Source organism: Actinomycetes bacterium, from assembly GCA_035489715.1.
Classification (GTDB): Bacteria; Actinomycetota; Actinomycetes; order JACCUZ01; family JACCUZ01; genus DATHAP01.
The window spans coordinates 1-22773 of sequence record DATHAP010000223.1 but is presented as its reverse complement, the minus strand read 5'-3'; the positions used below and the strand labels follow the sequence as shown (position 1 = coordinate 22773).

Annotated in this window: 24 protein-coding genes and 1 tRNA gene; 11 read left to right on the top strand and 14 right to left on the bottom strand. The window is 73.0% G+C overall.

The genetic code is table 11. The annotated features are described in order from the left end of the window. The first annotated feature begins 49 nt into the window (after positions 1 to 49). Positions 50 to 126 (top strand) — tRNA-Phe (locus tag VK640_17460). Positions 127 to 267: 141 nt separating this feature from the next. On the opposite strand, the gene VK640_17455 is transcribed toward VK640_17460, so the two are convergent. From VK640_17455 to VK640_17425, 7 genes are all read right to left on the bottom strand, one after another. Continuing rightward, the gene (locus tag VK640_17455; protein ID HTE74966.1) at positions 268 to 801 is read right to left on the bottom strand and encodes an SRPBCC family protein; all 534 of its coding nucleotides are present in this window, start codon (positions 799 to 801) and stop codon (positions 268 to 270) included. Beyond that, complete coding sequence (locus VK640_17450) at positions 801 to 1190, bottom strand: cupin domain-containing protein (protein HTE74965.1); 390 nt, start codon at positions 1188 to 1190, stop codon at positions 801 to 803. The genes VK640_17455 and VK640_17450 overlap by 1 nt, the downstream gene beginning before the upstream one ends. 108 nt (positions 1191 to 1298) lie before the next feature. Continuing rightward, positions 1299 to 2876, bottom strand: a complete 1578-nt coding sequence (locus VK640_17445; GenBank protein HTE74964.1) for an HD domain-containing phosphohydrolase — start codon at positions 2874 to 2876, stop codon at positions 1299 to 1301. 60 nt (positions 2877 to 2936) lie between these two features. Beyond that, positions 2937 to 4874 (bottom strand): multicopper oxidase, encoded by a 1938-nt coding sequence (locus VK640_17440; protein ID HTE74963.1) that lies wholly within the window; start codon positions 4872 to 4874, stop codon positions 2937 to 2939. 386 nt (positions 4875 to 5260) lie between these two features. Further along, positions 5261 to 6493, bottom strand: coding sequence for an alanine racemase (locus VK640_17435; protein ID HTE74962.1), 1233 nt, complete (start codon positions 6491 to 6493; stop codon positions 5261 to 5263). Continuing rightward, positions 6490 to 7806 carry a D-arabinono-1,4-lactone oxidase gene (locus tag VK640_17430; GenBank protein ID HTE74961.1) on the bottom strand — a complete coding sequence of 439 codons (1317 nt, stop codon included), beginning with the start codon at positions 7804 to 7806 and terminating at the stop codon, positions 6490 to 6492. The genes VK640_17435 and VK640_17430 overlap by 4 nt, the downstream gene beginning before the upstream one ends. 24 nt (positions 7807 to 7830) lie before the next feature. After that, positions 7831 to 9219, bottom strand: coding sequence for an FAD-binding oxidoreductase (locus VK640_17425; protein HTE74960.1), 1389 nt, complete (start codon positions 9217 to 9219; stop codon positions 7831 to 7833). Positions 9220 to 9306: 87 nt separating this feature from the next. Between VK640_17425 and VK640_17420 the strand changes: the two genes are divergently transcribed. Both VK640_17420 and VK640_17415 read left to right on the top strand, forming a co-directional pair. Then, complete coding sequence (locus tag VK640_17420; protein ID HTE74959.1) at positions 9307 to 9855, top strand: N-acetyltransferase; 549 nt, start codon at positions 9307 to 9309, stop codon at positions 9853 to 9855. Position 9856: 1 nt separating this feature from the next. Next, entirely contained in the window at positions 9857 to 10315 is a 459-nt protein-coding gene (locus VK640_17415) for a protein-tyrosine phosphatase family protein (protein HTE74958.1), read from the top strand. Here VK640_17415 and VK640_17410 read toward each other — a convergent pair. After that, a complete protein-coding gene (locus VK640_17410) occupies positions 10308 to 11195 on the bottom strand; it encodes an NAD(+)/NADH kinase (protein ID HTE74957.1) in 888 nt (295 codons plus the stop codon). The two genes, VK640_17415 and VK640_17410, sit on opposite strands and share 8 nt — an antisense overlap. A 76-nt stretch (positions 11196 to 11271) precedes the next feature. Between VK640_17410 and VK640_17405 the strand changes: the two genes are divergently transcribed. The 3 genes from VK640_17405 to VK640_17395 are packed head-to-tail and all read left to right on the top strand — an operon-like array spanning position 11272 to position 12588. Further along, positions 11272 to 11697, top strand: a complete 426-nt coding sequence (locus tag VK640_17405; protein HTE74956.1) for a DUF5709 domain-containing protein — start codon at positions 11272 to 11274, stop codon at positions 11695 to 11697. A gap of 11 nt (positions 11698 to 11708) precedes the next feature. Further along, positions 11709 to 12200, top strand: coding sequence for a DUF664 domain-containing protein (locus VK640_17400; GenBank protein HTE74955.1), 492 nt, complete (start codon positions 11709 to 11711; stop codon positions 12198 to 12200). 7 nt (positions 12201 to 12207) lie between these two features. Beyond that, on the top strand, positions 12208 to 12588 hold the full coding sequence (locus VK640_17395) for a DNA polymerase ligase N-terminal domain-containing protein (GenBank protein ID HTE74954.1): 381 nt from the start codon (positions 12208 to 12210) through the stop codon (positions 12586 to 12588). Between the two features lie 198 nt (positions 12589 to 12786). Here the strand turns inward: VK640_17395 and VK640_17390 are convergent, their stop codons facing one another. Further along, a complete protein-coding gene (locus tag VK640_17390; GenBank protein ID HTE74953.1) occupies positions 12787 to 13320 on the bottom strand; it encodes a cysteine dioxygenase family protein in 534 nt (177 codons plus the stop codon). A 75-nt stretch (positions 13321 to 13395) separates the two neighbouring features. Between VK640_17390 and VK640_17385 the strand changes: the two genes are divergently transcribed. From VK640_17385 to VK640_17375, 3 genes are read left to right on the top strand one after another with little or no spacing between them, the layout of a single operon-like run. After that, positions 13396 to 14256: a LysR family transcriptional regulator gene (locus VK640_17385; GenBank protein ID HTE74952.1), complete on the top strand. Its 861-nt coding sequence runs from the start codon at positions 13396 to 13398 to the stop codon at positions 14254 to 14256. Then, the gene (locus tag VK640_17380; protein HTE74951.1) at positions 14256 to 14921 is read left to right on the top strand and encodes a phosphoribosyltransferase family protein; all 666 of its coding nucleotides are present in this window, start codon (positions 14256 to 14258) and stop codon (positions 14919 to 14921) included. The genes VK640_17385 and VK640_17380 overlap by 1 nt, the downstream gene beginning before the upstream one ends. Then, positions 14918 to 15550: a CGNR zinc finger domain-containing protein gene (locus tag VK640_17375; protein ID HTE74950.1), complete on the top strand. Its 633-nt coding sequence runs from the start codon at positions 14918 to 14920 to the stop codon at positions 15548 to 15550. Before VK640_17380 ends, VK640_17375 begins: the two co-directional genes overlap by 4 nt. A gap of 5 nt (positions 15551 to 15555) precedes the next feature. Here VK640_17375 and VK640_17370 read toward each other — a convergent pair whose 3' ends face one another. From VK640_17370 to VK640_17355, 4 genes are all read right to left on the bottom strand, one after another. Further along, positions 15556 to 16011 carry a hypothetical protein gene (locus VK640_17370; protein ID HTE74949.1) on the bottom strand — a complete coding sequence of 152 codons (456 nt, stop codon included), beginning with the start codon at positions 16009 to 16011 and terminating at the stop codon, positions 15556 to 15558. Between the two features lie 112 nt (positions 16012 to 16123). Next, on the bottom strand, positions 16124 to 18271 hold the full coding sequence (locus tag VK640_17365; GenBank protein HTE74948.1) for an MMPL family transporter: 2148 nt from the start codon (positions 18269 to 18271) through the stop codon (positions 16124 to 16126). Positions 18272 to 18524: 253 nt separating this feature from the next. Then, positions 18525 to 18731 (bottom strand): developmental transcriptional regulator BldC, encoded by a 207-nt coding sequence (gene bldC / locus VK640_17360; GenBank protein ID HTE74947.1) that lies wholly within the window; start codon positions 18729 to 18731, stop codon positions 18525 to 18527. A 172-nt stretch (positions 18732 to 18903) separates the two neighbouring features. Continuing rightward, positions 18904 to 19794 (bottom strand): hypothetical protein, encoded by an 891-nt coding sequence (locus VK640_17355; protein ID HTE74946.1) that lies wholly within the window; start codon positions 19792 to 19794, stop codon positions 18904 to 18906. A 24-nt stretch (positions 19795 to 19818) separates the two neighbouring features. On the opposite strand from VK640_17355, the gene VK640_17350 reads away from it, so the two are divergent. Next, a complete protein-coding gene (locus VK640_17350; GenBank protein HTE74945.1) occupies positions 19819 to 20871 on the top strand; it encodes a Glu/Leu/Phe/Val dehydrogenase dimerization domain-containing protein in 1053 nt (350 codons plus the stop codon). Positions 20872 to 21007: 136 nt separating this feature from the next. Continuing rightward, the gene (locus tag VK640_17345; GenBank protein HTE74944.1) at positions 21008 to 21205 is read left to right on the top strand and encodes a DUF3073 domain-containing protein; all 198 of its coding nucleotides are present in this window, start codon (positions 21008 to 21010) and stop codon (positions 21203 to 21205) included. A 246-nt stretch (positions 21206 to 21451) separates the two neighbouring features. Here VK640_17345 and VK640_17340 read toward each other — a convergent pair whose 3' ends face one another. Then, positions 21452 to 22492, bottom strand: coding sequence for a hypothetical protein (locus VK640_17340; GenBank protein HTE74943.1), 1041 nt, complete (start codon positions 22490 to 22492; stop codon positions 21452 to 21454). Positions 22493 to 22773: the final 281 nt, after the last annotated feature.

Genomic DNA, 22773 nt, shown 5'->3' with positions numbered 1-22773 from the left:
TCCTCCATGGAGGGCCGGGTCGTCGCCCGGTTCGCCGTGCGGGGTGTCCGGCCAGGTAGCTCAGTTGGTACGAGCGTCCGACTGAAAATCGGAAGGTCGGCGGTTCGACCCCGCCCCTGGCCACCACAAACCCTCCGGACCCCTCGACCGGCACTGAAAATCGGAAGGTCCGCGATGCGGCCGCCCAAGTCGCAGGTCAGGGCGGCCGGTTGCTCTTTTGTGAGGGTCGCCTAGCGCTCGATGCCTGCTCCGCTTCCGGGATGCCCGTCAGTCGACGGCTGGCGAGATGGCTCGGTCTTCGGCCAGCTCGGCGAGCAGGTGCAGCTGCTTGGTCATCGACCGGTTGATCATCCGACGGGTCATGGCACGCATACCGGGCTTGAGCCAGTAGGGCACATAGTTGCCGTTGTGGGCGCGGCAGGAGTAGACGATGCGTGAGCCGGCGCCATCGGGCTCCACGTCGTAGCGGTGGACGAAGTGCACCAGCAGCTCCGCACCGTGCCTCCGGTCGAGCCGTGACGCGGTGTGGAACTCGAAGGTCTCGGCATCCGCCACGGTCACCACGGACGTGTCGTGGAACGTGCCGTTCATGTTGGCGCCGGTCGAGCTGAACCGCGCACCGACGGATGCAGGCGCTGCCGGGGCATCGAGCGACAGCAGTCGGAACGTCTTCTGGGGCGAGCGGGTGCCGGCCCACTCGAGATGGGCCGGCAGGTCGCGCAACGCGTCAAGCACCGTCTGCCGGTCGGCCCGAGTCGTCGCGTTCGCTCCGAACGTGATGAGGTGACCAGTGGTGCCCATCACGCGCTCGTTCCAGAAGCGACGGCCGGCTTCGGTTGTGTGGGCTGCACCGCTGCGGACGGCCAGTCGAGCAAGTGGCACGCAGTGTCGCCGACCACCCACGCGTCGTGGCCCGGAAGGATCTCGAACGCGTCCCCCGCGACGAGGTCGGTGTGGGCGCCGTCGTCTGTCTCGACGTGCAGCGTGCCGCTCATCAGGTAGCCGAGGTGATGGACCTGGCAGCTCGCGGTCCCGGCGACCGGCTGGACGTCGTTCGACCAGCGCCAGCCCGGTCGGAACTCAGCCCGTCCGATGGTGTGTGCGCCGATGGTCACGAGCGCATCGGCCCCGTTGGGAAACTCGCGACTCTCGTCTGGCCGATCGAGGTTCTTCACCTGTGGCTTCGTCATGACTACCCCTTCTCGGTCCCGGGTGGTTACCGAGGACGCTAGGGAGCCGGCGACGACCTCACATGAGGAGTTCTCCTCACGGATCCGAGTGATCTCGAGGCGCATGACCTACAGCGTGTCGAGCAGACCGTGCTGCATCGCGAACATGGTGGCCTCGGCACGGCTCGAGGCGCCGATCTTGGTGTAGATGCGCTCGACGTGGTTGCCGGCGGTCTTCGCGGCGATGCCGAGCTGGTCCCCCACGTCTCGCACCGTCGCACCGCGGGCGACGCGCGCCAGGACCTCGATCTCGCGCGGTGTCAGTCCGGCGGGTGCGATCGCCTTGCGACGCCGCGCATGACCGGCCGCGGCGAGTACCCAGTCGACGGCGTCACCCCGCAGCGTGCCCGCCCGTGCCATGTCGCGCAGCTCCCGTGCGGCCTCCTGCTTGCTCATCGCGGCCCGGTGGGGACGCGGCTCGAGCATGGCGTGATAGGCGTCCGCGGCCTCGAGGATGCGCCCGAGCATCGGGATCGTGTTGCCGGCGATGCCGCGCGGGTACCCGCTGCCCTCTGCCCGCTCGTGCGCGGCCGACGCTATCGGCGCGAGGTGCGCCAGGCCGCCGGCCCGTCGCACGATGCGGTCGGTGTAGTAGGCGTGCAGCTGTGCGCGTTCCATCTCTGCCTCGGTGAGCGGGCCGGGCTTGTCCCAGATGGAGTTGGGCACGCCGTTGCGGCCCAGGTCGTGCAGCAGCGCCGCACGGCGAAGCGTCGTGACGTCCGCCTCCGGCAGACCGGCATGGCGGGCTGCCGTTGCCGCGAGGTGGGCGACACCGCGCGAGTGGCCGGAGAACCACGGCGACTTGAGGTCGGCGTAGTCGGCAACGACCTCCAGGGCAGCGTCCAGCTCCGGCTCAGTGAGCGGCGGCCGTGGTCGCGGCTCGGCCGCGATCACGGCGTTCCACGACGACTCATCGGCGAGCGACTCGAGGACCTCAGCGGCAGCCCTGTCCCACGCCTCGACGAGGCTCGGGTCGAAGAACGTCCCGGCGCCCGCCCTCACCCGGTCGACGGCGCCCTGGATCCCCTCCTCGCGGTGCCAGACCTCGATGCCGTCGGCCATCTGGCACAGCTGCATGGGCAAGACGATCCGATCGCCTCCGAGCCCGCGCGGTATCCCCTTGCCGTCCCAGCGCGTGAACGTCTGGCCGAGCGCCTCGGAGATACGGGGGTCGAGGCCGACCCGGTCGCCGAGGCGACCGCTGACATGGCAGTGCGCGATGAGCGAGTCCTGCACCGCGCGCATACCCGTCCGCATCAGGTCGGCGGGCACCCGTAGCCGGTCGGCCGTCGACCGGTCGTTGCCTGCGCGGCCGAGGTGGTATCGCAGCTGGGAGAGCGCCGACGGTCCGACGTCGTGCCACCGCGACCGCCAGGCGATGTCGTCACCGAATAGCGGCGTCAACTCGTACGACACCCCCGTGCAGCCGACCGTCACGAGAAGGGTCACCCAGTAGGTGGTCTCGAGGTCGTCGTCGCTCACCTCCAGGTGGCGGGCGAACCGGGTCGCGATCACGCACGACCGGAGCACGTGCTCCATCGGCTGACCCAGCCCTAGGTCGGCCCCGAGCGAAACCGCGGCGATGACCTCGGACAGTCGCACGCCGGAGCTCTTCTCCACGCCTACCCCCTCGCTCCTCTGCGACATGCTGGAGACGGTAGGCCACGCCGAACGTCCGCACGATCAGCGACGAGCATCGTGCCGGCGTCACATGGGCACGGGCTGACCCGGCTGCTCCGGTCCGATCCGGTACGGCCGCATCATCTCGTTGTCCTCGTGCTCGACGATGTGGCAGTGCCACACGTACTGCCCAGGTGTCGTGAAGGTCGCCCGGACCCGCGTCACCTCTCCCGGCAGCGCGACGACCGTGTCCTTGACCCCGGACTCCCACGGCTCCGGTGGCCGGACCTCCCCTGAGGGCTGCAGCGGTCGAGCGACCTCGTCGTCGTCAGCCAGCACGAGTCCCTCACGGTTGACGACCTCGAAGGCGACCTCGTGGACGTGCATGGGATGGGCGTCGGCCGTGGTGTTGTAGACCTCCCAGACCTCGGTGTCGCCGAGATCGGGGTTCTCCGAGACCGGGTCCATCCACAGCCGTTCCACCGTGATCCCCCCGGTCACGCTGCCCAGAAGCGCCTCGACCGGTCCCTCGACCTCTTCACCCGAAGCGTTCCGCCCGGTTCCCGCCTTTTCGATGAGTGCCAACGGGCGGGTCCGGTGCTCCGCCGGCAACGGGGCCAGGGGCGGCAGCTGAAGGAACCGCGGCGGAGTGGTGGGATCCGGTGCCGCAGCCGGCACGACCCGGAACTGCAGGATCTGGCCGGTGGTCGACGGGTCGGCCGACTCGAAGCCCTCCGGCGGCTCACCTGGCTCGCCGCCGCCGAACGGTTCGTCGGGACCGGCGTTGCCCAGGACGAAGTGACCCGTCTTCACCTTGCTGAAGTCGACGATGAGATCCGCGCGCTCGGCCAGCCCCATCAGCAGCTGGTTGTGGTTGTCGGCGGTCAGGTTGACCGGGCTGGAGAGGAAGCCGCCCTCATTGCCGACGGCCCAGACCTCGGCGCCGGGGATCTGACTGAAGTCGAGGACGAGGAAGCGCGACTGGCAACCGTTGAGGAAGCGGAACCGGTAGCGCCGCTGCTCCACCGTCTGGAACGGCCAGGTGTTGCCGTTGGCCATGATCGTGTCGCCGAAGAACTCCGGGTTCCAGATCGGGGAGAAGTCCCCACCCGGGATGTAGTCCTCGACGAGTCCGTCGAAGAAGGCACGCGAGTCGGGGTAGAACAGCGACCCGTCGGTCCTGAACGACCGGTCCTGGATCGCGATCGGGATCTCGAAGTAGGTCTTGTTCGAGGGAAACGCGTCGCCCTCCCTCGGCGCGGGGCCGGGGAGCACCGCCACCGAGCCGTCGCGGCTGTCCCGCACCGCCTTGTCGCCGTCCGGGCCGCCCCGGATCAGGTAGAAGCCGGCCGGACCGGCATAGACGTTCAGCCGGGTCATCCCCAACGTGTGGTCGTGGTACCAGTTGGTCGAGGCTCGGTCCGGGTTCGGGTACTGGAACGTTGCCTGACCCGGCTCCCACGACACGCCGTAGGCAGCGGCCGCCTTCGTGGCGAAGAAGTCGTACCAGGTTCCGTGCGTGGCGTATCCGCCCGGGATGTTCTTAGCCGCGGGCAGGAACCACGCCTCGGGGTAGCCGTCGCTCTCGTCGCCGACCCCGACGGCTCCGTGGACGTGCGTGACGAGCGGGACCGGGCCGCGGTACGGCTCCGGAGTCTCAGTGAACCTCGGCCTGGTGTCCCGTCCCGCCGTCCCGCCCGGCGGGTTGGCCCAGTGCAGCGTGGGGTCGACCGGCAGCAGGTGCGGCAGGTAGCGGCCATCGGCGTCGACCAGGTCGTTGATCCACCTCACCCGGACCGGCCGGTCGTGCGTCGCCTCGATGGTGAGGGACGGCGCGTGGTGCACCAGCAGACCGCGACGGCTCGCAGCTTGGACTGCGCCGTAGCCCCACACGGTGGTCGGCGGCAGTTCCGGAGGAAGGATCTGCTGCTCGAGCTGACGCACCGAGATCTCGTAGTAGTCCGCCGGCTTCCCGCCGCGCTGGGCGAAGGTGCCTGCCCGCGGCATGACCGGCGGGATGAGCATCGGGGTCCGGAACTTCGGGATGTCCCCACCGCACAGGACACCGGCGTCGGCCACCTGGGCCAGCGCCCGCCTGGTGCCGTCGGGCAGGTAGACGTACAGCGCGAAGCCCACCCCGGCCCCGCCGACCGCTTTCACGAAGGAGCGTCTGCTCACCGACCGAGTCGCTGCTGCCATGTAAGCCGCCATGGTGACCAACCCCAGTAGGTCGTGGGCGCAGCACGCGGGGTGCGAACGGCAAGCCCTGGTCCCGGCCTTCAATGTCATCCTCCGGGCAGAGCACTTCCAGAGTCGTTGGACCCGGCGGGACACAGGCCGACCGTCACAGTCCGGCCGGGACCTGACGATGTGTGCAGAGGTCGTCGACACGCGGCTACGAATCCGGTGGTCTAGAGGAAGGTCTTTCCTTCGCCGCGGTAGGTCGGGACCTCGTCGAGGACCCGATCACCGCTGATGAGCAGCAGCGTGGAGAAGCGCTCGGCGAGCTCGCCGGCCTTCGCGTGCCGGAAGTAGACGCGGTCACCGACGGCAAGCCGGTCGGCGGCAGGACCACCCAACGGCGTCTGCACCTCGCCTGCTCCCTCGGTGCCGGTCAGTCGCAGCCCCGGCGGCAGCGACGGCAGCGGCAGCCGGTCTCGACCGGCCGCGCCGGACGCGATGTAGCCGCCGCCGAGCAGCGTCGCCACACCCGGCCCCGGCCGACGGACCACCGGCAGCACGAAGTACGCCGCCGGCTGCAACGCCAGTGACCGATAGGTGTCGAACAGCGTCGACGCATAGAGGCCCGACCCTGCCGACAGCTCGGTCGCCACGCCAGCCGCAGAGGTCCGGGACAACGAGCCCGTCCCCCCGCCGTTGACCAGCTCCAGGAGCTGCCCGTGCTGGGCCAGCTCACGACGTACGGCGTCGACGACGGCAGGGAGCCGACGACCGAGCGCGCGCATCGACGCGCGCTGCATCGCCCGGATCGCCGCGCTCCGCACCGGACGCCCGGGCACCCGGTCGCCCACCCCGGCGACCTGACCCTCGTAGGCCATCAGCCCGACCACCTTCAGGGCCGGGTCGGCGGCCAGCGACCCCACCAGCGCAACCGCCTGCGCCGGCGTCACCACCGGCGACCGCCGCGGTCCGACGACCATGCCTCGCACCGGACGCCACGACGCGTCGATGTCCACCGCGACCGGCAGCCGGACCCGCGCGTTCCGCGCCGCCGACGACACCAACGACGCCACCTCGACCGAGTCGACCATCAGCACGATGCGGCCGGCGCCCTGCTCCCGCGCCCGCCAGGCCACCGATGACAGCGCCGCGCGGTCGACGCTCGGGTAGGCGACGAGCACGTCATCGATGCCGTGCCAGGCGAGGTGCAGCGCCTCAGCCGGGGTGAAGGCAAGCACCCCGCGGAACACCGACCCCGACGCCCCGCCCACTCGCGGGTGCGCCAGTGCGCGCTTCACCAGCGACGCGCAGCGCAGCGACTTCGAGGCCACCCGCACCGGCAGCCCGCCGGCCTGTCCGAGTAAATGCGCCGCGTTGGCATCGAACGCGTCCAAGTCGACGAACGCCAGGGGGCCAACCCGGTCCCCCAACGCCGTCTCGTAACGCGCCAGCAGGTCGCTCATCGCAGGCCCAGCGTCCGCGCCAGGTGGTCGTTCAGGAACACGCCGGACGGGTCCAGCCGCGACCGCACCGCCGCGAACCGCTCCCATCCCGGGTAGCGCGGCGCCAGCACCGACGCGTCGGCGCGGTGCCGCTTGCCCCAGTGCGGCCGCCCGTCGAGTGCGAGCATGACCTCCTCGACCAGCGAGAAGTACTCCTCGAACGGCGCGCCGACGTACTGGTGCACCGCGACGTACGCGGTCTCGCGGCCGTGCGCCGTCGACAGCAGCGCGTCGTCGCCGGCGAGGAAGCGCACCTCGATCGGGAACGACACCGGCAGCCGCCGGCGCTCGACCAGCGACAGCACCGACGACAGCGCCTCCACGGCACAGTCACGCGGCAGTGCCCACTCCGACTCGACGAAGCGCACCCTGCGCTCGCTGCAGAACACCCGGTGGCTGTCGTCGAGCCGGGTGCTGCTGCCCATCGCGGCGCCAGTCAGCCGGGCCAGCGTCGGCTGCGACGACGGGAACCGGCGACCTGTCCGCTGCACCAGCTCGAGCGCCCGGTTGTTCAGCAGCTCGTCGGTCAGCCAGGTGCGCCACGCCGGTGGCGGCGCGGCCGACTCGTCGGTCCGGTCCGACGTCATCACCAGCGCGCGGCCCGACCACGGCACCGCGTAGAACTCGACGTGGTCGTGGCGGGCCAGCAGATCGTCGAGCCCGGCCAGCACGTCGCGCAGCGGCTGCGGCTCCTCCCGCTTGCGCAGCCGGAACGCCGGCACCGTGCGCAGCGACACCTCGGTCAGGACACCGAGGGCGCCGAGCGACACCTGGGCGGCGGGCAGCAGGCCCGGCACCAGCTCCGGCACCGAGGGGTCGGCCAGCCGGTGCACCGCCCCGTCGGCCGCGACCAGCCGGCCGTCGACCAGCGCCGACGACAGGTTGCGGTAGGCGGCACCGGTGCCGTGGGTCGCCGTCGCCAGCGCGCCCCCAACCGTCTGCTTGTCGATGTCGCCGAGGTTCTCCAGCGCCCGGCCGTGCGCATGCAGGGCGACCGACAGGTCGTGCAGCGTCATGCCGGCCTGCACCCGAGCGACGCCGTCCGCGGACACGTCGAGCAGCCGGTCCAGCGCGCCCAGGTCCAGCTGCACGCCGTCGGTCACGCACAGCGGCGTGAACGAGTGACCCGACCCGACCGGCCGCACCACCAGCCCGTCGGCTGCGGCCCGGCAGACCGCGTCCACGACGCCCGCCTCGTCGACCGGGCGCTCCATCCGCCGCGGGGTGCACGACTGGTCGCCGGACCAGTTGCGCCACAGACCGGGACCCGCCACGCGGTGGACCCTAGCCCGGGTGGCTCAGCCGGCCGACCTCTGGCGCGGCGGCACGTTCTGGTTGCGGCGGAAGAGGTTCTCCGGGTCGTACGTCGCCTTGACCGCCTGCAACCGCTCCCAGGTGGCGCCCGGGTAGGCCGCGCGGACCCGCTCCTCGCCCTCGTCGGCCAGGAAGTTGGCGTAGGCACCCGCGTCACCGGTGTCCAGCAGCGCGCTGGTCTCCTCGATCCACTGCTGCTTGGCCGCCTTGTCGTCCGGCCCGTCGTAGAACGCCGCCACGTTGGCCATCACTCGGCCCGAGCGGTGGTTGTAGGCCGTCGCGTCCGGCGCCACGCGCGAGATCGCACCGCCGAGCACCCGCATCTGCACGGCCCGCAGCGCCGCGTCCGACGACTCCAGCGCGTCGAGCACCGCCTTGGCGCAGCCGACGTCGACGCCGTCGAGGAACATCGTCCGTGCCACCGCGAGCGGGTGGTAGTCGGGGTCCTCCGGCGGGAAGAGATCCGCGTAGGCCTTCGGCCCCACCATGTCGGCCAGCGGCTCGGCCAGCCCGACGAAGGGCGCCAACGCCGCTGGGCCCTGCTCGACGTCACCGGCCCAGCAGAGCACCGCCATGATGACGATCGAGCCGTGCACCGACGCGTCGACGAAGGGCAGCGGCGGGCAGTTCATCACGTTGGCGATCGAGCTCAGCTCGTCCGGCGCCTCCTCGGCCGCGGCCAGGAAGCCGGCCACCGCCTCGGCCGTCGCCGGCAGCACCAGCATCCCGCCGTAGACCTGCGGCAGCTCGGCCAGCCGGAGCCGGAAGCGGGTCACCACCCCGAAGTTCCCGCCGCCGCCGCGGATCGCCCAGAAGAGCTCCGGCTCGGTGTCGGCGTCCACCCGGCGCACCTGCCCGTCGGCGGTGACCACGTCGGCGGCGATCAGGTTGTCGATCGTCAGCCCGTGCTTGCGCGCGAGGTAGCCGACGCCGCCGCCGGTCACCAGGCCACCGAGCCCCACCGACCCGGTGTCGCCGAAGCCGACCGCCAGCCCGTGCTTCGCCGCCTCGGCGGTGAACTCACCGGCCGTCACCCCCGACTCGACCCAGCCCGTCCCCGCGTCTGCGTCGATGTCCATCCGCTTCATGTCGCGCAGGTCGAGCACGATGCCGTCGTCGACGGTGCTGTGCGCCGCGCCGCTGTGCCCGCCGCTGCGCACGGCGAGAGCGAGCCCGTTGTCCCGGGCGTAGCCCACGACGGCCGCCACGTCGGCGTCGTCGACCGGCCGGGCGATGACGGAGGGATGGGGATCTGTCCCGCCGAGCATCACGACGCGGGCCGCGTCGTAGCCGTCGTCGGCCGCGGTCAGGACGCGGCCGGTCATCCGCGACCGGAGGTCGCCTGCGGCGGAAGGTGTGGTGGTGGTGGACATCTGATCTCCTTGCAATGTGCTGGACCGTCCGGCCCCCAGGTTGCGAGCCTTCGCCAGACAGACGGGCTCGCACAAGGGAAATCATCGGTGGAGGCACTGACAGTGGTGGAGATCGAGCAGGTGCGGCCCGAGGACCACGAAGCAGTCACCGCGGTCGTCGGCGCCGCCTTCGTCCACCAGCCCGAGGTGCCCGACCTGGTGCGGCTGATCCGCGACTCCCCGCAGTACGTCGCGGAGCTGGAGCTCGTGGCCCGCGTCGAGGGAGCCGTGGCCGGGCACACGATGATCAGCCACGCGGCCCTGGTCGACGCCGACGGCACCCGCCACGACGTACTCACGCTGTCACCGCTCTCCGTCGCCCCCCAGCACGAGCGCCAAGGCATCGGCAGCGCCCTGGTATGCGAGGCACTCGCCCGCGCCGAGCGCACCGACGCGCCGCTGATCCTCCTCGAGGGCAGCCCGGCCTACTACCCGCGCTTCGGCTTCACCGACGCCCGGCCGCACGGCATCACGTTCGACCTGCCCGACTGGTCAGCGCCCGAGGCAGGCATGGTCTACCTCCTGCCGCGCTACGACCCGGCGGTGCGCGGCCGCGTCGACTACCCGCCTGCCTTCGCCACCCTCGGTGGCCACTGAGGTGCCCAAAGTCGAGTCGTGGTCGCGGGAGGACCCGGGCGTGCTGGTGCTGCCGTCCGGGCGGCTGGTGCGCGGCCGGGGTCTGCGCCACCCGCTCCCCGGCGGATCGCTGCCGACGTACGCCCTCTACCTGCTGGGCCGGGAACCCTCTCCCCAGGCCTGGCCGAGCACCTGGCTGCGCTGGCCGGACTTCCGGCTGCCCGCCGACCGCGACGAGGCGGCGGCGGCCCTCCGCGACACCCTCGCGCGGCTCACCGAGGACCGGGTCGAGGTCGCGTGCAGCGGCGGCCGCGGCCGCACCGGCACCGCGCTGGCCTGCCTGGTCGCCCTCGACACCGGCACGACCGAGGGCGCCGTCGACTGGGTCCGTGCGCACTACGACCCGCGCGCGGTGGAGACGCCGGCCCAGCGGCGCTACGTCGCCCGCTTCCTCGACGACGCAGGGGCCGGGCTCAGCTGACGCCGTCGTCGGCCTCGATGCTGCCCATCACGCGCAGCTTGCGGCGGGTGCGCTGGTAGAACGACGTGACTCCGAGCCGCACCAGGTGGGCGGCCGCCGGCACCAGCGCCAGCGCGATCGAGTCCCCGGCGCGGACCTCGGCGGCCACCCTGCCGTCCACCTCGACCGCCAGCACGCCGCTGGACGGCAGCAGGTCCAGCCGCAGCGGCTCGTCGGCGGCCAGCAGAAGCGCCCGGTTGAAGGACGCGTGCGCGGCGGCCGGGATGACGAGCAGCCCCTCGACCGAGGGCGACACGATCGGGCCGCCCGCCGCGTAGCTGTAGGCGGTCGAGCCGGTGGGAGTAGCCACGACGATCGCGTCGGCGGCGTACCGCACGAAGCCCTCGCCCGAGACGGTCACCTCGACCGCGGCCACCCCGTCGCCCGGGATGCGCACCAGCGCAACGTCGTTGAAGGCGATCGAGGTGGAGCCGTCGGGCAGGACCGCCTGCACGGCCGCCCGCCGCTCGACCCGGAACCGGTGCTCGTCGATGGCGGTCAGCGCGTCCGGCAGCTCGGGCACATCCACCTCGGCGAGGAAGCCGAGCCGGCCGAGGTTGACGCCGAGGACCGGCACCGGCGCCACCCCCGGCGCCGACCGGCACAGCCGCAGCGCCCGCAGCACCGTGCCGTCACCACCGAGGCTGACCACCAGGGTCGACCGGCGGGCCAGCTGCTCCTCGGTCACCGGCTCGGCGTCGCAGTCGAGCCGCGCCACCTCGTCGACCAGCCCGAGGACCGGGAGCCCGCGCGTCTGCGCCCACTCGATCAGGGTGTCCACCGCGAACTGCGAGTCGCGCCGCGGGTGCAGCACCAGCCCCACCGCACCGACAGCGCCCATGTCCGTGGAGAGTAGGGCGTCTCCGGTGACTACGCTCGGAGGGCGGGGAGGCGTGACCAGGAAGGTGGTGGCCGGCATGACCGACCAGCCCGACGACGTGACCGAGGACGACGGCGTGCTCGAGCCGTCGGACTCCCTCGAGGACGACGACCTGCGCTCCGACGTGCTCGACACCGGCATCGACGCCGGCGAGGGCTATCGCGGCGCCACGCGCTACGGCACGACGGCCGAGGAGGAGCGGCGGGGCGAGAGCCTCGACCAGCTGCTCGCCGAGGAGGAGCCGGACGTCGGTGCCGACGGCGAGGAGTGGTCCGACGAGGACGACCCGCGCGACGACGACCACGTGTCCGACCCGCGCAGCGGCCGGCTGGTCGCCCCCGACGAGGGTGCGCACGGTGACGACGAGGCCGACGTGGTCGCCCTGGACGTCGGCATCGACGGCGGAGGCGCCGGCGCCGAGGAGGCGGCGGTCCACCTCGTCGAGGACCCGCCCTACCGCTGACGGCTGATGACGTGACCGGCGCACCCGAGGCCGAGCTCCCGCGCGGCACCGACGACGAGACCGAGCTGCTCCTGGGCTGGCTCGGCTTCCTGCGCGGTGCGGTGCTGCGCAAGGTGGACGGCATCGACGAGGCCGCCGCCCGCTGGACCCCCGACGGCCGGCTGATCCCGTTGATCGGCGTGGTCAACCACCTGACCCGGGTCGAGTGGCGCTGGATCGACGGCGCGATGCTCGGCCACGATGTCGACCGCAGGGAGGAGGAGTTCCGTCCCGGCCCGGAGCTGACGCTCGAGGCCGCGGTGCGCGCCTACCGTGAGCGGGCGGTCGCCACCGACGAGGCGGTACGTCGCATCGGCGACCTGGGCACGCCCTGCCTCGAGGGGTCGGACGACGACCCGATGGACCTGCGTTGGGTGATCCTGCACCTGGTCAACGAGACGGCCCGGCACGCCGGCCACGCCGACGCGACCCGCGAGCTGCTGGACGGCACGACCGGTGAGTGAGCCGGGGATGCCAGGGCCGTCGGGGCTGCCTGGGCCGCCGGCGCTGCCGCGGTTCGTGCTGCACGAGCACCGCAAGCCGCAGCACCACTTCGACCTGCGGCTGGAGGAGGACGGGGTGCTGCGGTCGTGGGCCGTTCCTCGTGGGATGCCCACCGACACCAAGCACAACAAGCTCGCCGTGCACGTCGACGACCACGGTCTCGACCACGTCGACTACCAGGACGCCGACAAGTCGATCGCCGACGAGGGCACCTGGGAGGAGCACGACCGCACCGACCGGCGGATCCTCTTCACCTTGCACGGCCGTGCGTCGTCACGCCGCTACGCGCTGATCAGGACCGACAGCGACTGGCTGCTCCACCTGACGAAGGACCAGCCCGCCGGCTGAGTGGCGTTCACGGGCCGAGCGCGACGACGTACGGCCGCAGCGGTGCGGCTGGGCCGCGGGATTGATCACGTGAACATGATCGATGCACCCCGTGCACGGTGGATACGCCGTGCACCGAGTGGCATGACCACGTGAACGTGATCATTCGCGGCAGCGCCGGCTGGGTCGCGGGCGCGGACGAGCGCGACGACGTACGGCCTAGCGGACCGGGAGGTGGTACTCGCGGCGAACGCTGGACGGGGAGGCCGACAGGTCGGCGCCGTAGACGTGCAGCGAGATCGCGGTCTCGTCGCCGGTGTTGTGCACCATGTGGATGTCGCCGGGAGGGGCGAAGCCGCTGACGTCGCCGACGCCGTTGGCCGCCCGGCCGATCTCGCTGAGGTGGTCTCCGTGGTCGCGGTAGAGCGTCTCGAACTCCACGCCCTGGATCACGCCGACCGTGCACCACGCGATGTGGTCGTGGATCTCGGTCAGCTGGCCCGGCCGCCACACCACCGCGATGAGCGAGAGCCGCTCCTCGGTGTGCAGGATCACCCGGGAGTACGTCGTCGGGTCACCCACCCGCTCGTCCGGGGTGAGCACGTCGACGCCGGGCATCTCGGCCCGCATCAGGTCGGCGACCGCGAAGGCGGTGCGCCGGGCCGGGCCGTCGAGGTCGACGCCGTCGTGGATCCGGCCGACCAGCCGGTCGAGACCGGGGCGGGTGCGCAGAGGGGTCGCGGTGGGGGCCATGCACTCCACGGTGCGCGCCAGAACTCATCGCGTCCAATGCCTATCCTCGTGCTGATCCATAGATAGAGTTGATACGTGCTGGACCTGGCCCGGCTGCGGGTGCTGGCCGCCGTCGCGCGGCACGGCTCGGTGACGGCCGCCGCCCGCGAGCTGCACTACTCCCAGCCCTCGGTCAGCCACCACCTGGCCAAGCTCGAGGCCGAGACCGGCGCCCAGCTGCTGCAGCGGGTCGGCCGCGGGGTCCGGCTGACCGAGGCCGGACGGCTGCTCGCCGAGCGGGCCGCCGAGATCCTGGGCCGGGTCGACGCGGCCTCGGCTGAGCTGTCGGCCCACGTCGGGCTGGACGCGGGGCGGGTGCGGCTGGCCGGCTTCTCCTCGGCGCTGAGCACCATCGCGCCGGCCGCCGCGGCCGCGCTGGGGCAGCGGCACCCCGGGCTGGAGCTCAGCCTGGTCGACGCCCACCCCGACGAGGCGCTGGCCATGCTGCGCGCCGGGCACGTCGACGTGGCGGTGGTCTTCCGCTACCACGACGCGACCGACGACGACACTGACGTCCGGCTGCACCACCTGCTCGACGACCCGACCTACGTCGTGGGCACCGACCCGGTCAACACGGTGGCCGGGCACCGTCGCTCGCGCTGGATCGGCGGCTGCGAGCGGTGCCGCAGCCACCTGCTGACCGTCTGCGCCGGCGAGGGCTTCGAGCCGACCATCGGCTACACCACCGACGACGTCGTCGCCATGCAGTCGCTGGTGGCCGCCGGCATGGGCGTGGCGATCCTGCCCGGCATGGCCCTGCGCGCCCACCGCGCGGACGGCGTCGTGGCGACCGAGCACGAGGGGGCGCCGCGGCACGTCTTCGCCGCCACCTACGGCGAGCCGCCCGACCCGCCCGCGACGGCCGCCGTGCTGGCCGCGCTGGCCGAGGCGGTCTGATGCGCTTCGCCGACCGCGCCGACGCCGGTCGCCGGCTGGCCACGGCGGTGGCGGGACTGCTCGCCGACCGGCCGGAGCTCGCCCGTCGGCCTCCGGTCGTCCTGGGGCTGCCGCGCGGCGGGGTGCCGGTGGCCGCCGAGGTCGCCCGCGAGCTCGGCGCGCCGCTGGACGTGCTCGTGGTCCGCAAGCTCGGACTGCCCGGTCAGCCGGAGCTCGCGATGGGCGCGATCGCCGGGGTCGCCGGCGACATCGAGGCCGTACGCAACGACGCCGTCCTCGCCCTGTCACCGGTCGACGAGGAGTCGTTCCAGGACGTGTACGCCGACGAGGTGGCCGAGCTGCGCCGCCGGGAGTCGGCCTACCGCGGCGACCGGCCGCCCGCCACGGTCGAGGGGTGCACCACCGTGGTCGTCGACGACGGGCTGGCCACCGGCTCCACGATGCGGGCAGCGGTCACCGCGGTGCGGCACGGTCGGCCGGCCGCCGTGGTCGTCGCGGTGCCGGTCGGGTCCCGCGACACGTGCGCCCGGCTGGCCGGCGAGGTCGACGAGGTCGTGTGCCTCACCAAGCCGCGCGCCTTCACCGCCGTCGGCCAGGCCTACCTGGACTTCTCTCCCACCAGCGACGACGAGGTGCGCCGGGCCCTGGCGGAGGTGTCGGGGTGAGCGGGCCGGTCGTCCCCGCGGCGGCCCAGCGGGTCGGCGGGCTGCTGCTCCCGCGGGCGGTCGCCGGCCACCCAGCGCTCGAGCTGTGCAACACGCTGGCCGGGTGGGGCGAGGACGGGCCGGGTGAGTACCTGACGACGTACGACCACCTGGCGGTCTGGTCGGCGACCGTGGGGCTGGTGCCGGCGGCGACGGCGCGCCGGCTGCGGCGGGCGGCGGCCCAGACGCCCGGCCGCGCCGCCGATGCCCTGACCGAGAGCCGGGCGCTGAGAGCGGACTTCTATGCGGTGCTGACCCGGCCGCGACCGCCGCGGCCCGCGCTGGACCGGCTGACCGAGCGGGTCCAGGACGCCGGTGCCGCCAACCGTGTCGGCTGGTCGCGCTCCTCAGGGCTCGGGCTCGAGCCGGGCACCGAGTCGCTCGACCTGCCGGTGCGGGCCTTCGCCGGCGCGGCGCGACGGCTGGTCGAGGACGGGCTGGCCGGGCAGGTGCGGCGGTGCCCCGGCGCCGGGTGCGGCTGGCTGTTCCTCGACGAGGGCCGCGGCCGGCGGTGGTGCGTCATGGCGATCTGCGGCAACCGCGCGAAGGCCCGGCGGCACGCGGCCCGGCAGCGCAGCGGCCTTTCTTGACCGACCTACAAGCCGTCGACCGCGGCGGCGCAGTCGATGACCAGCTGGGCGGCCTCGCGCCGGTACTCGCGCAGCAGCTCGACACGTCGCTGGCCCTTGGTCGCCAGCGCGGAGGTCTGCTCGGCCAGGTCCTCGACCTCGCGGGCCTGCTGCAGCGTCCCCTTCGTCGGGAAGTCGCGGATCTCCAGCGCGATGGTGCCGGCCACGGCGGCGATGTTGCTGCGCACCGCGTCGTCGAACTCCTGGTGCTGCTCCTGGCCGGCAGCGCGCAACGTGTTGTCGGCGTAGGCGATCGCGGACACCGCCTGCTGGCAGCCGTCGCCCGCGTCGGTGTAGCGCCCCAGCTCGTCCGACAGTGGAGCCTTGTCGTCGCCGCTGCAGCCGCCGAGCGCGCCGGCGGTCATCCCCACGGCGATCGCGACAGCCAGGAGTCTCGTCGCCTCTGCGCGCCGTCGCGTCACCCGTCCGACCACCTAACCGTTGAGCGATCGTGGGCAGGTTAGCAGCGACGTACCCCGTCCCAGGCGCCCGCGGACCACGGGTGCGTGGTCGGCGGGCGCGCCGGTAGGTGGGTCAGCCGACGAGCTCGCGGGCCCGCTCCTCGGCCCGCGGCCCGGGCAGCTCGACGACGGGGCCGGTGCCGTGCGCGTCCAGGTCCGGCAGCACCCGGTCGAGCCAGCGCGGGAGGTACCAGTTGCGGTCGCCGAGCAGCGCCATGGTCGCCGGCACGAGCACCAGCCGCACGAGGGTCGCGTCGATCGCGATCGCGGTCGCCAGCCCGATGCCGATCATCTTGATGACCACGGCCGGGTCGAAGGCGAAGCCGAGGAACACCAGCACCATGATCAGCGCGGCCGAGGTGATGACCCGCGCGGTCGACGACAGGCCGGTCACGACGCTGCCCCGACTGTCCCCGGTGCGCAGGAACTCCTCGCGCACCCGGCTCAGCAGGAAGACCTCGTAGTCCATCGACAGCCCGAAGAGGATCGCGAACATCAGCACCGGGACGTACGCCGCGATCGGCACCGGGCCGGGCAGGCCGAGAAGGTCGGCGCCGCGCTCGGTCTGGAAGAGCAGTGTGATCACGCCGTACGCCGCGCCCACCGAGAGCAGGTTGACCACGGCGGCCTTGGCCGGCACGACCAGCGACCGGAACGCCAGCACCAGCAGGACGAACGACGTGGCGATGACGACCGCGACGACGACCCAGAGGTTCTCGGCCAGCACCGACGAGAAGTCGTCCATCGTGGCCGTGAAGCCGCCGATGTAGACCCCGTCGGCCGTCGAGTCGCGCAGGTCGTCGATGAGCGCCAGCGTCGCGTCGTCCTGGGGTCCGGTCGTCGGCGTGGCGGTGATGACGGCCGTCGAGCCGTCCTCGGACACCGCCGGCTCGGTGACGGCGAGGATGCCGTCGGTCGTCGCGAGCTGCTGCTGCAGGTCGGCGAGCCCGTCCTGGCCCACCTCGGTCAGGTCGACCGCGACGAGCAGCGGGCCGTTGGAGCCGGGCCCGAAGCCGTCGGCCACCAGGTCGTAGGCCTGCCGGATCGTGGTGTCCTCGGCCTCGTTGCCGGCGTCGCTGGTGCCGATCTCCATGCCGAAGGCCGGCAGTGCCAGGGCGACGAGGACGACGGCCGAGCCGACCAGCCAGGCCAGCGGGCGCCGCGAGACGGTGTGCGCCAGCCGGGCCGCGGTCGGCGAGTGGCTCGCCGCCGCCTCGAGGTGGCCGGTGCGCCGGGCCTTGCGGCTGTAGACCCGCAGGCCGGCCAGACCGAGCAGCGCCGGCAGCAGCGTGACGGCTGCCGCTACGGTCAGCAGCACGACGATGCCGGTCGCGTAGCCCATCGAGCTGAAGTTGGGCACGCCGGTGAACTGCAGCCCCGACAACGCGAGCAGCACCGTCCCGCCGGCGAAGACCACCGACTGGCCGGCAGTCGCGTTGGCCTGCGCAGCCGCGTCCGGGACGGCGAGGCCGCGGGCCAGGGCGTCGCGGTGGCGGGTGACGATGAACAGCGCGTAGTCCACGCCGACGCCGATGCCGATCATCGAGCCCAGCGTCGGCGACACGGTCGAGACGTCCATCGTGCCGGCGAGCACGGTGATGCCGGCGGTGCCGACACCGAGCCCGACCAGGGCGACTCCGATCGGCAGCCCGGCAGCCACGACGGAGCCGAAGGCGAGCAGCAGGATCAGCAGGGCGGCGCCGATGCCGATCAGCTCGGCGGTGCCGCCGGGCGAGGCCACGTTCTCCGGCACCTGGCCGCCGAACGCCACCTGGTAGCCCGCGTCCTCGATCGGGGCACCGGCCTCCTCGAGGGCGACCAGCCCCTCGTCACCGGCGAAGTCGGTGACCGGGACGTCGTACTGCACCGCGATGATCGCGGTCCGGCCGTCGGCGCTGAGAACGGGGGGCGACACGGTGCCGGCGCCGTCCATGTCAGCCAGCCGCGCGGCGGCGGCGTCGAGCGGTGCCCGGTCGAGGCGGCCGGTCTCGGTGTGCGCCACGACCCGGGCGTCGGCGCCCGCCATGGCCGGGAAGCGCTCGCTGAGCAGGTCGTACGCCTGCTGGCTCTCGCTGCCCGGGATCGTGTAGTCGTCGTTCAGGGCGCCGCCGACGGTGCCGGCCAGGCCGGCCATCGCGATGACGACGACCACCCAGGCGCCGATCGTGCGCCAGGGGTGCCTGGCTGCGGAGCCGCCGATGCGGTGGAGGAAGCGGGACATCTAGGACTCTCCCTGTGGGGACCTGTGTCGGTGTCGGCCACCACCGTGCGGGAGTCCACTGGGAAGGCACTTGCAGCCGTCTTGCACCCCGGGAGTCCACAACGGGGGGCGTGGACGACGAAGAGCCGCCTCAAGTGTCGGAGGCGGCTCTGTCGGTCGTGCTGTCGCGCTTTCGTGCTGCCGCGGTCTCGTGCTGCCGCGCTCTCGTGGGGGGAACGCGGTAGTGCGGAGGGACTAGGGGCGCAAGCGCTCGTCAGGGCTCGTTGCGGGGCGCCGGGATGCCGGCGAGCAACGCGCGGACCTCGGACTCCCGGTAGCGGCGGTGGCCGCCCAGGGTCCGGATCGAGGTGAGCTTGCCCGCCTTGGCCCACCGGGTGACGGTCTTGGGATCGACACGAAACATAGTGGCGACCTCGGCGGGCGTCAGCAGCGGCTCTGCGTCGGGGGTGCGGGTGGACATCATCTGCCTCACTTCTCCGGGCGAACCGAGTAATCCCGGTTCCTGGGTCAATAGTGCCCGTTAGGGGGGGATGTCCGAAATGGTCAAGACGGACCATCTTCCGGGTGAGCCTGTCGGACTAGGCCGGTCGCCGTGCGGTCGACCGAACGGCCCGCCCCCATCTAGTCGGGCCCTAGTTGGCCCGCTCCAACGCCTGCACCGCGGACCACCGCCCGATGACGGCAGCGAAGTGCCGGGCCGCCGCGGCGGGGTCGTCTTCGGCCAGGGCAGCCACCGTGGCGGCCACCTCGGCGACCGAGTCGTCCTCGAGCACCCCGTCCCTGCCCAGCAGCCGGGCCAGGCCGGCGTAGTCCAGCTCGATCCAGGACCGGGAGTGGAACTCCTCCAGCCACCGGCCCAGCTCCCCGACCTCGGCGACCACGTCGGCCAGGTGGGTCAGGTCGGCCCTCTGGAGCGCCCGCAACGCCCGGGCCACCCGGCGCCGGGCCGCCGACATCCGGGTGCGGTGGACCACGGCCGGGTAGCGCCCGGTGAGGTCGACCAGCCGGTCGGCGGGGACGAACGGGACGAACCACGGCAGCGGCACCGACCAGGTCGCGGTGAGGATCCGCAGCGGGGCGTCGGCCTGCTCGCCGCCCCAGCGGGCATGGTCGGCCTCGGCCCGCTCCAAAGCCAGCGGCGGGACGAAGGCGTGCAGCAGCGAGTCCGGCAGCCCGTCCCGGAACCGCCCGAGCGCCAACCAGGACCGCAGCCGGGTCTGCGCCGGGCAGACGTGCACCACCGAGTCGACCTCGAGGACGAACGCCTCGCGCTCCTCCTCGTCCGGCACCGGTCGCGGCGGCACGCTCAGGACGCCGGCCAGGGCGCGGTGCTGCTCGGCGGCGACCCGCCCGGCCCGGGTGCCCGAGGAACGGGCGTAGTCGGCCCACGCCTCGCGCTCACCCTCGGGGAACGCGGACACCGGCTCGTAGACGCGCAGGTAGGCGGCGTGCGGCCCGGGCAGGCTCCCGGGCGCGGGCGGGCCGGAGGGCCGGCTCGGCTCCTGGGGCGTCCGGGACGTCACGAGCCGCATCGTAGGGTGCCGGACGTGCGCGTGTTCGGACCCCACCCCGGCGCCCGCCACCGTCACGAGCAGGTGGTGTTCGGCGCCGACGACGCGACCGGCCTGCGGGCGATCGTCGGCATCTACTCCACCGCGCTCGGCCCGGCGCTGGGCGGCACCCGGTTCCATCCCTACCCGAGCGAGGACGCGGCCCTGGCCGACGTGCTCGAGCTGTCGCGGGCGATGGCCTACAAGAACGCGCTGGCCGGCCTGGACCATGGCGGGGGCAAGGCGGTCATCATCGGCGACCCCGCACAGGACAAGTCGGAAGAGCTGTTGAGGGCGTACGGCAAGTTCCTCGACACCCTCGGCGGGCGGTACGTGACCGCCTGCGACGTCGGGACGTACGTCGCCGACATGGACGTGGTCGCGCGCGAGACCCGCTGGGCCACCGGGCGCTCCGAGTCGGCCGGCGGCGCGGGCGACTCGTCGGTGCTGACGGCGTACGGCGTCTTCCAGGGCATGCGGGCCAGCGTCGAGCACCTGTGGGGCAGCCCGACCCTGGCCGGGCGCACCGTGGGCATCGCCGGCGTGGGAAAGGTGGGCCGCCACCTCGCCGGGCACCTGGTCGCCGACGGCGCCACCGTCGTGGTCACCGACGTCTCGGCGGAAGCAGTCGACGCGGTGCGTGCCGCCCACCCCGAGGTCCAGGTGGTCGACGACGTGGAGACGCTGGTGCGCGCCGACCTCGACGTCTACTCCCCCAACGCGCTCGGCCACGCCCTGGGCGACGACGTGGTCGCTGTGCTGCGGGCCCGGCTGGTCTGCGGCGGCGCCAACAACCAGCTCGCCCACCCGGGCACCGAGGACCTGCTGGCGGCACGCGGGATCCTCTACGCGCCCGACTACCTGGTCAACGCCGGCGGGGTGATCCAGGTCGCCGACGAGCTGCACGGCTTCGACTTCGAGCGCGCCCGGGCCAAGGCCGAGGGGATCTTCGACACCACCCGGCGGGTGCTCGCCCTCGCCGCCGACGAGGGGGTGCCGCCGGCGCTCGCGGCCGACCGGCTGGCCGAGGAGCGGATGGCCAGCCGGTAGATGGCGGCTCCGGCCCGCTGAGAGGGAGTACGGATGCCGGAACACCTCCGGGCCATGTACCGTTGGGCCCACGGAGAGCACATGAGATCCGGGGCCGCCCTCGTGGCCGCCCCGTTACGTATGAGGGGGTCGAGCCATGGGGCGCGGCCGAGCCAAGGCCAAGCAGACCAAGGTCGCGCGTGAGCTGAAGTACAGCTCGCAAGGCACCGACTTCGAAGCGCTGCAGCGGGAGCTCGCGGGGACCACCAGCACGCCGTCCGAGCGAGCCGACACGGCCGACTCCGACGACGAGTACGACGACTACGGCGACTGGGCGGCCGGCGACAAGCGCTGACGGGTTCGCTCGCCGCTGAGTCCCGCCCCCGTGGTCAGCCGCTGCGCGCTGCCTCGGGCTGTCGAGCGGCAGGGTGCCTCCGGAGACGATGCGGCGTCTGTTGAGCGCGGATCCGCTCCGGAGGCGAAAGTGGTGTCGCGCCTGGCCGCCCTCCGGAGCCGATGCGCGGGCTCATCACCGCGCGTTCCCTCCGGAGTCCGTACGACGTGGCCGGTCACCTGGGCTTGACCTGCCCGGTGCGGCCGGTCAGCCTGCCCGGCGCAGCCAGTCGCCGGTGCGCAGGTCCATCTGCTCCGCCCGGGCCAGCGACTCCAGCCGGGCCAGCACGTACGTCTCGGGTGACCAGCCGCGGGACAGCAGGGCGGCAGCCGTGGCGACTACGGCCTGGCCGCGCCGGTGCCGCACCACGTGCGAGGCGATCGTGATGACCAGCCGGCCACCGGTGCCGAGAACGTTGCGGCGGTGGTCGTCGAGCACCAGCGCGCCGGCCACGAGGTGCTGGCTGCCGTTGATCTCGACCCCCACCGACAACTCCTCGAAGTCAGCGTCGAGGTACCAGGTGCCGTCGGCTCGCTGAACTTTCCGCTGACGGGTCGGCTCCGGGAGCCGGTAGCGGCGGATCGCCCGGGTCCAGTCCGCCTCGGGCAGCGAGTGGGCTCCGCCCTCGATGTCGTCGACGCATTCGAGCATGAGGTTGCGGCGACGCACTCTGATCCGGTCGTCGATCGCGTCACGGAGGTCACCCGGCAGCAGCAACCGCTGCTGGACCGGCGCCACCAGCAGCAGCCGGGCGCGATCCTCTGATGGAGCGGCCGCGGCAGCACCGACGATCGCCTCGGGCAACCGCAGCCGCCGCGGGGTGTGCGTCGGATGGACGCGGGCGTCGTCGAGCCGCCGCGACTGGCGCACGCGGACCGTCACTCCGGCGCGTCGGTCGACCAGGTCGGTCCCGTCGGCCCCGTGCGGGACCACCACGTGCAGGGTCGACGACTCGAAGCCGGTCAGCCCCTCCGCCTGCGCACCGGTCAGGTCGGCGAGTGCGCTGGCGGGCCCCGCGTGGAGGACGGCGACCCAGATCCGCTGCCGCCAGGTCAGCTCGCCGGTCGCGAGCACCACGACCCGGTGACCCACGGTGCGCCATCGGTGCGTCGCCACCCGGTGCGCGACGGCGTGCCGATCGAAGCCGAGCTCCGCCAGCTGGGCCCGGCTGAGCACCTGATCCTGGCGCACCCGCAGCTCGGCCAGCAGGGCAGCAGCCTCTGCGCCGATCACCAACCGCCGTGGCACCCCACCAGGCTGGCCCGATAGGCCCACGCGCCGCCGAGCCCGTCCACAGCTATCACCCGCCGCTCCCGGGGGCAGCCAGGCACCGCGGAGCTGGCGGGTCGACGCATCTCGGCGGCTGCTCCGGAGGCCGACCGCGGCTTGTTCACCGCGCATCGGCTCCGGAGACGCCACAGGGGGCAGCCAGCCACCGCGGAGCTGGCGGGTCGACGCATCTCGGCGGCTGCTCCGGAGGCCGACCGCGGCTTGTTCACCGCGCATCGGCTCCGGAGACGCCACAGGGG

Coding starts and splice junctions, on each gene's coding strand:
- VK640_17455 (HTE74966.1), bottom strand. CDS start 801: ATGGGCACCACTGGTCACCTCATCACGTTCGGAGCGAACGCGACGACT.
- VK640_17450 (HTE74965.1), bottom strand. CDS start 1,190: ATGACGAAGCCACAGGTGAAGAACCTCGATCGGCCAGACGAGAGTCGC.
- VK640_17445 (HTE74964.1), bottom strand. CDS start 2,876: ATGTCGCAGAGGAGCGAGGGGGTAGGCGTGGAGAAGAGCTCCGGCGTG.
- VK640_17440 (HTE74963.1), bottom strand. CDS start 4,874: ATGCTCATCCCGCCGGTCATGCCGCGGGCAGGCACCTTCGCCCAGCGC.
- VK640_17435 (HTE74962.1), bottom strand. CDS start 6,493: ATGAGCGACCTGCTGGCGCGTTACGAGACGGCGTTGGGGGACCGGGTT.
- VK640_17425 (HTE74960.1), bottom strand. CDS start 9,219: ATGTCCACCACCACCACACCTTCCGCCGCAGGCGACCTCCGGTCGCGG.
- VK640_17410 (HTE74957.1), bottom strand. CDS start 11,195: ATGGGCGCTGTCGGTGCGGTGGGGCTGGTGCTGCACCCGCGGCGCGAC.
- VK640_17405 (HTE74956.1), top strand. CDS start 11,272: ATGACCGACCAGCCCGACGACGTGACCGAGGACGACGGCGTGCTCGAG.
- VK640_17395 (HTE74954.1), top strand. CDS start 12,208: ATGCCAGGGCCGTCGGGGCTGCCTGGGCCGCCGGCGCTGCCGCGGTTC.
- VK640_17390 (HTE74953.1), bottom strand. CDS start 13,320: ATGGCCCCCACCGCGACCCCTCTGCGCACCCGCCCCGGTCTCGACCGG.
- VK640_17380 (HTE74951.1), top strand. CDS start 14,256: ATGCGCTTCGCCGACCGCGCCGACGCCGGTCGCCGGCTGGCCACGGCG.
- VK640_17365 (HTE74948.1), bottom strand. CDS start 18,271: ATGTCCCGCTTCCTCCACCGCATCGGCGGCTCCGCAGCCAGGCACCCC.
- bldC (HTE74947.1), bottom strand. CDS start 18,731: ATGTCCACCCGCACCCCCGACGCAGAGCCGCTGCTGACGCCCGCCGAG.
- VK640_17345 (HTE74944.1), top strand. CDS start 21,008: ATGGGGCGCGGCCGAGCCAAGGCCAAGCAGACCAAGGTCGCGCGTGAG.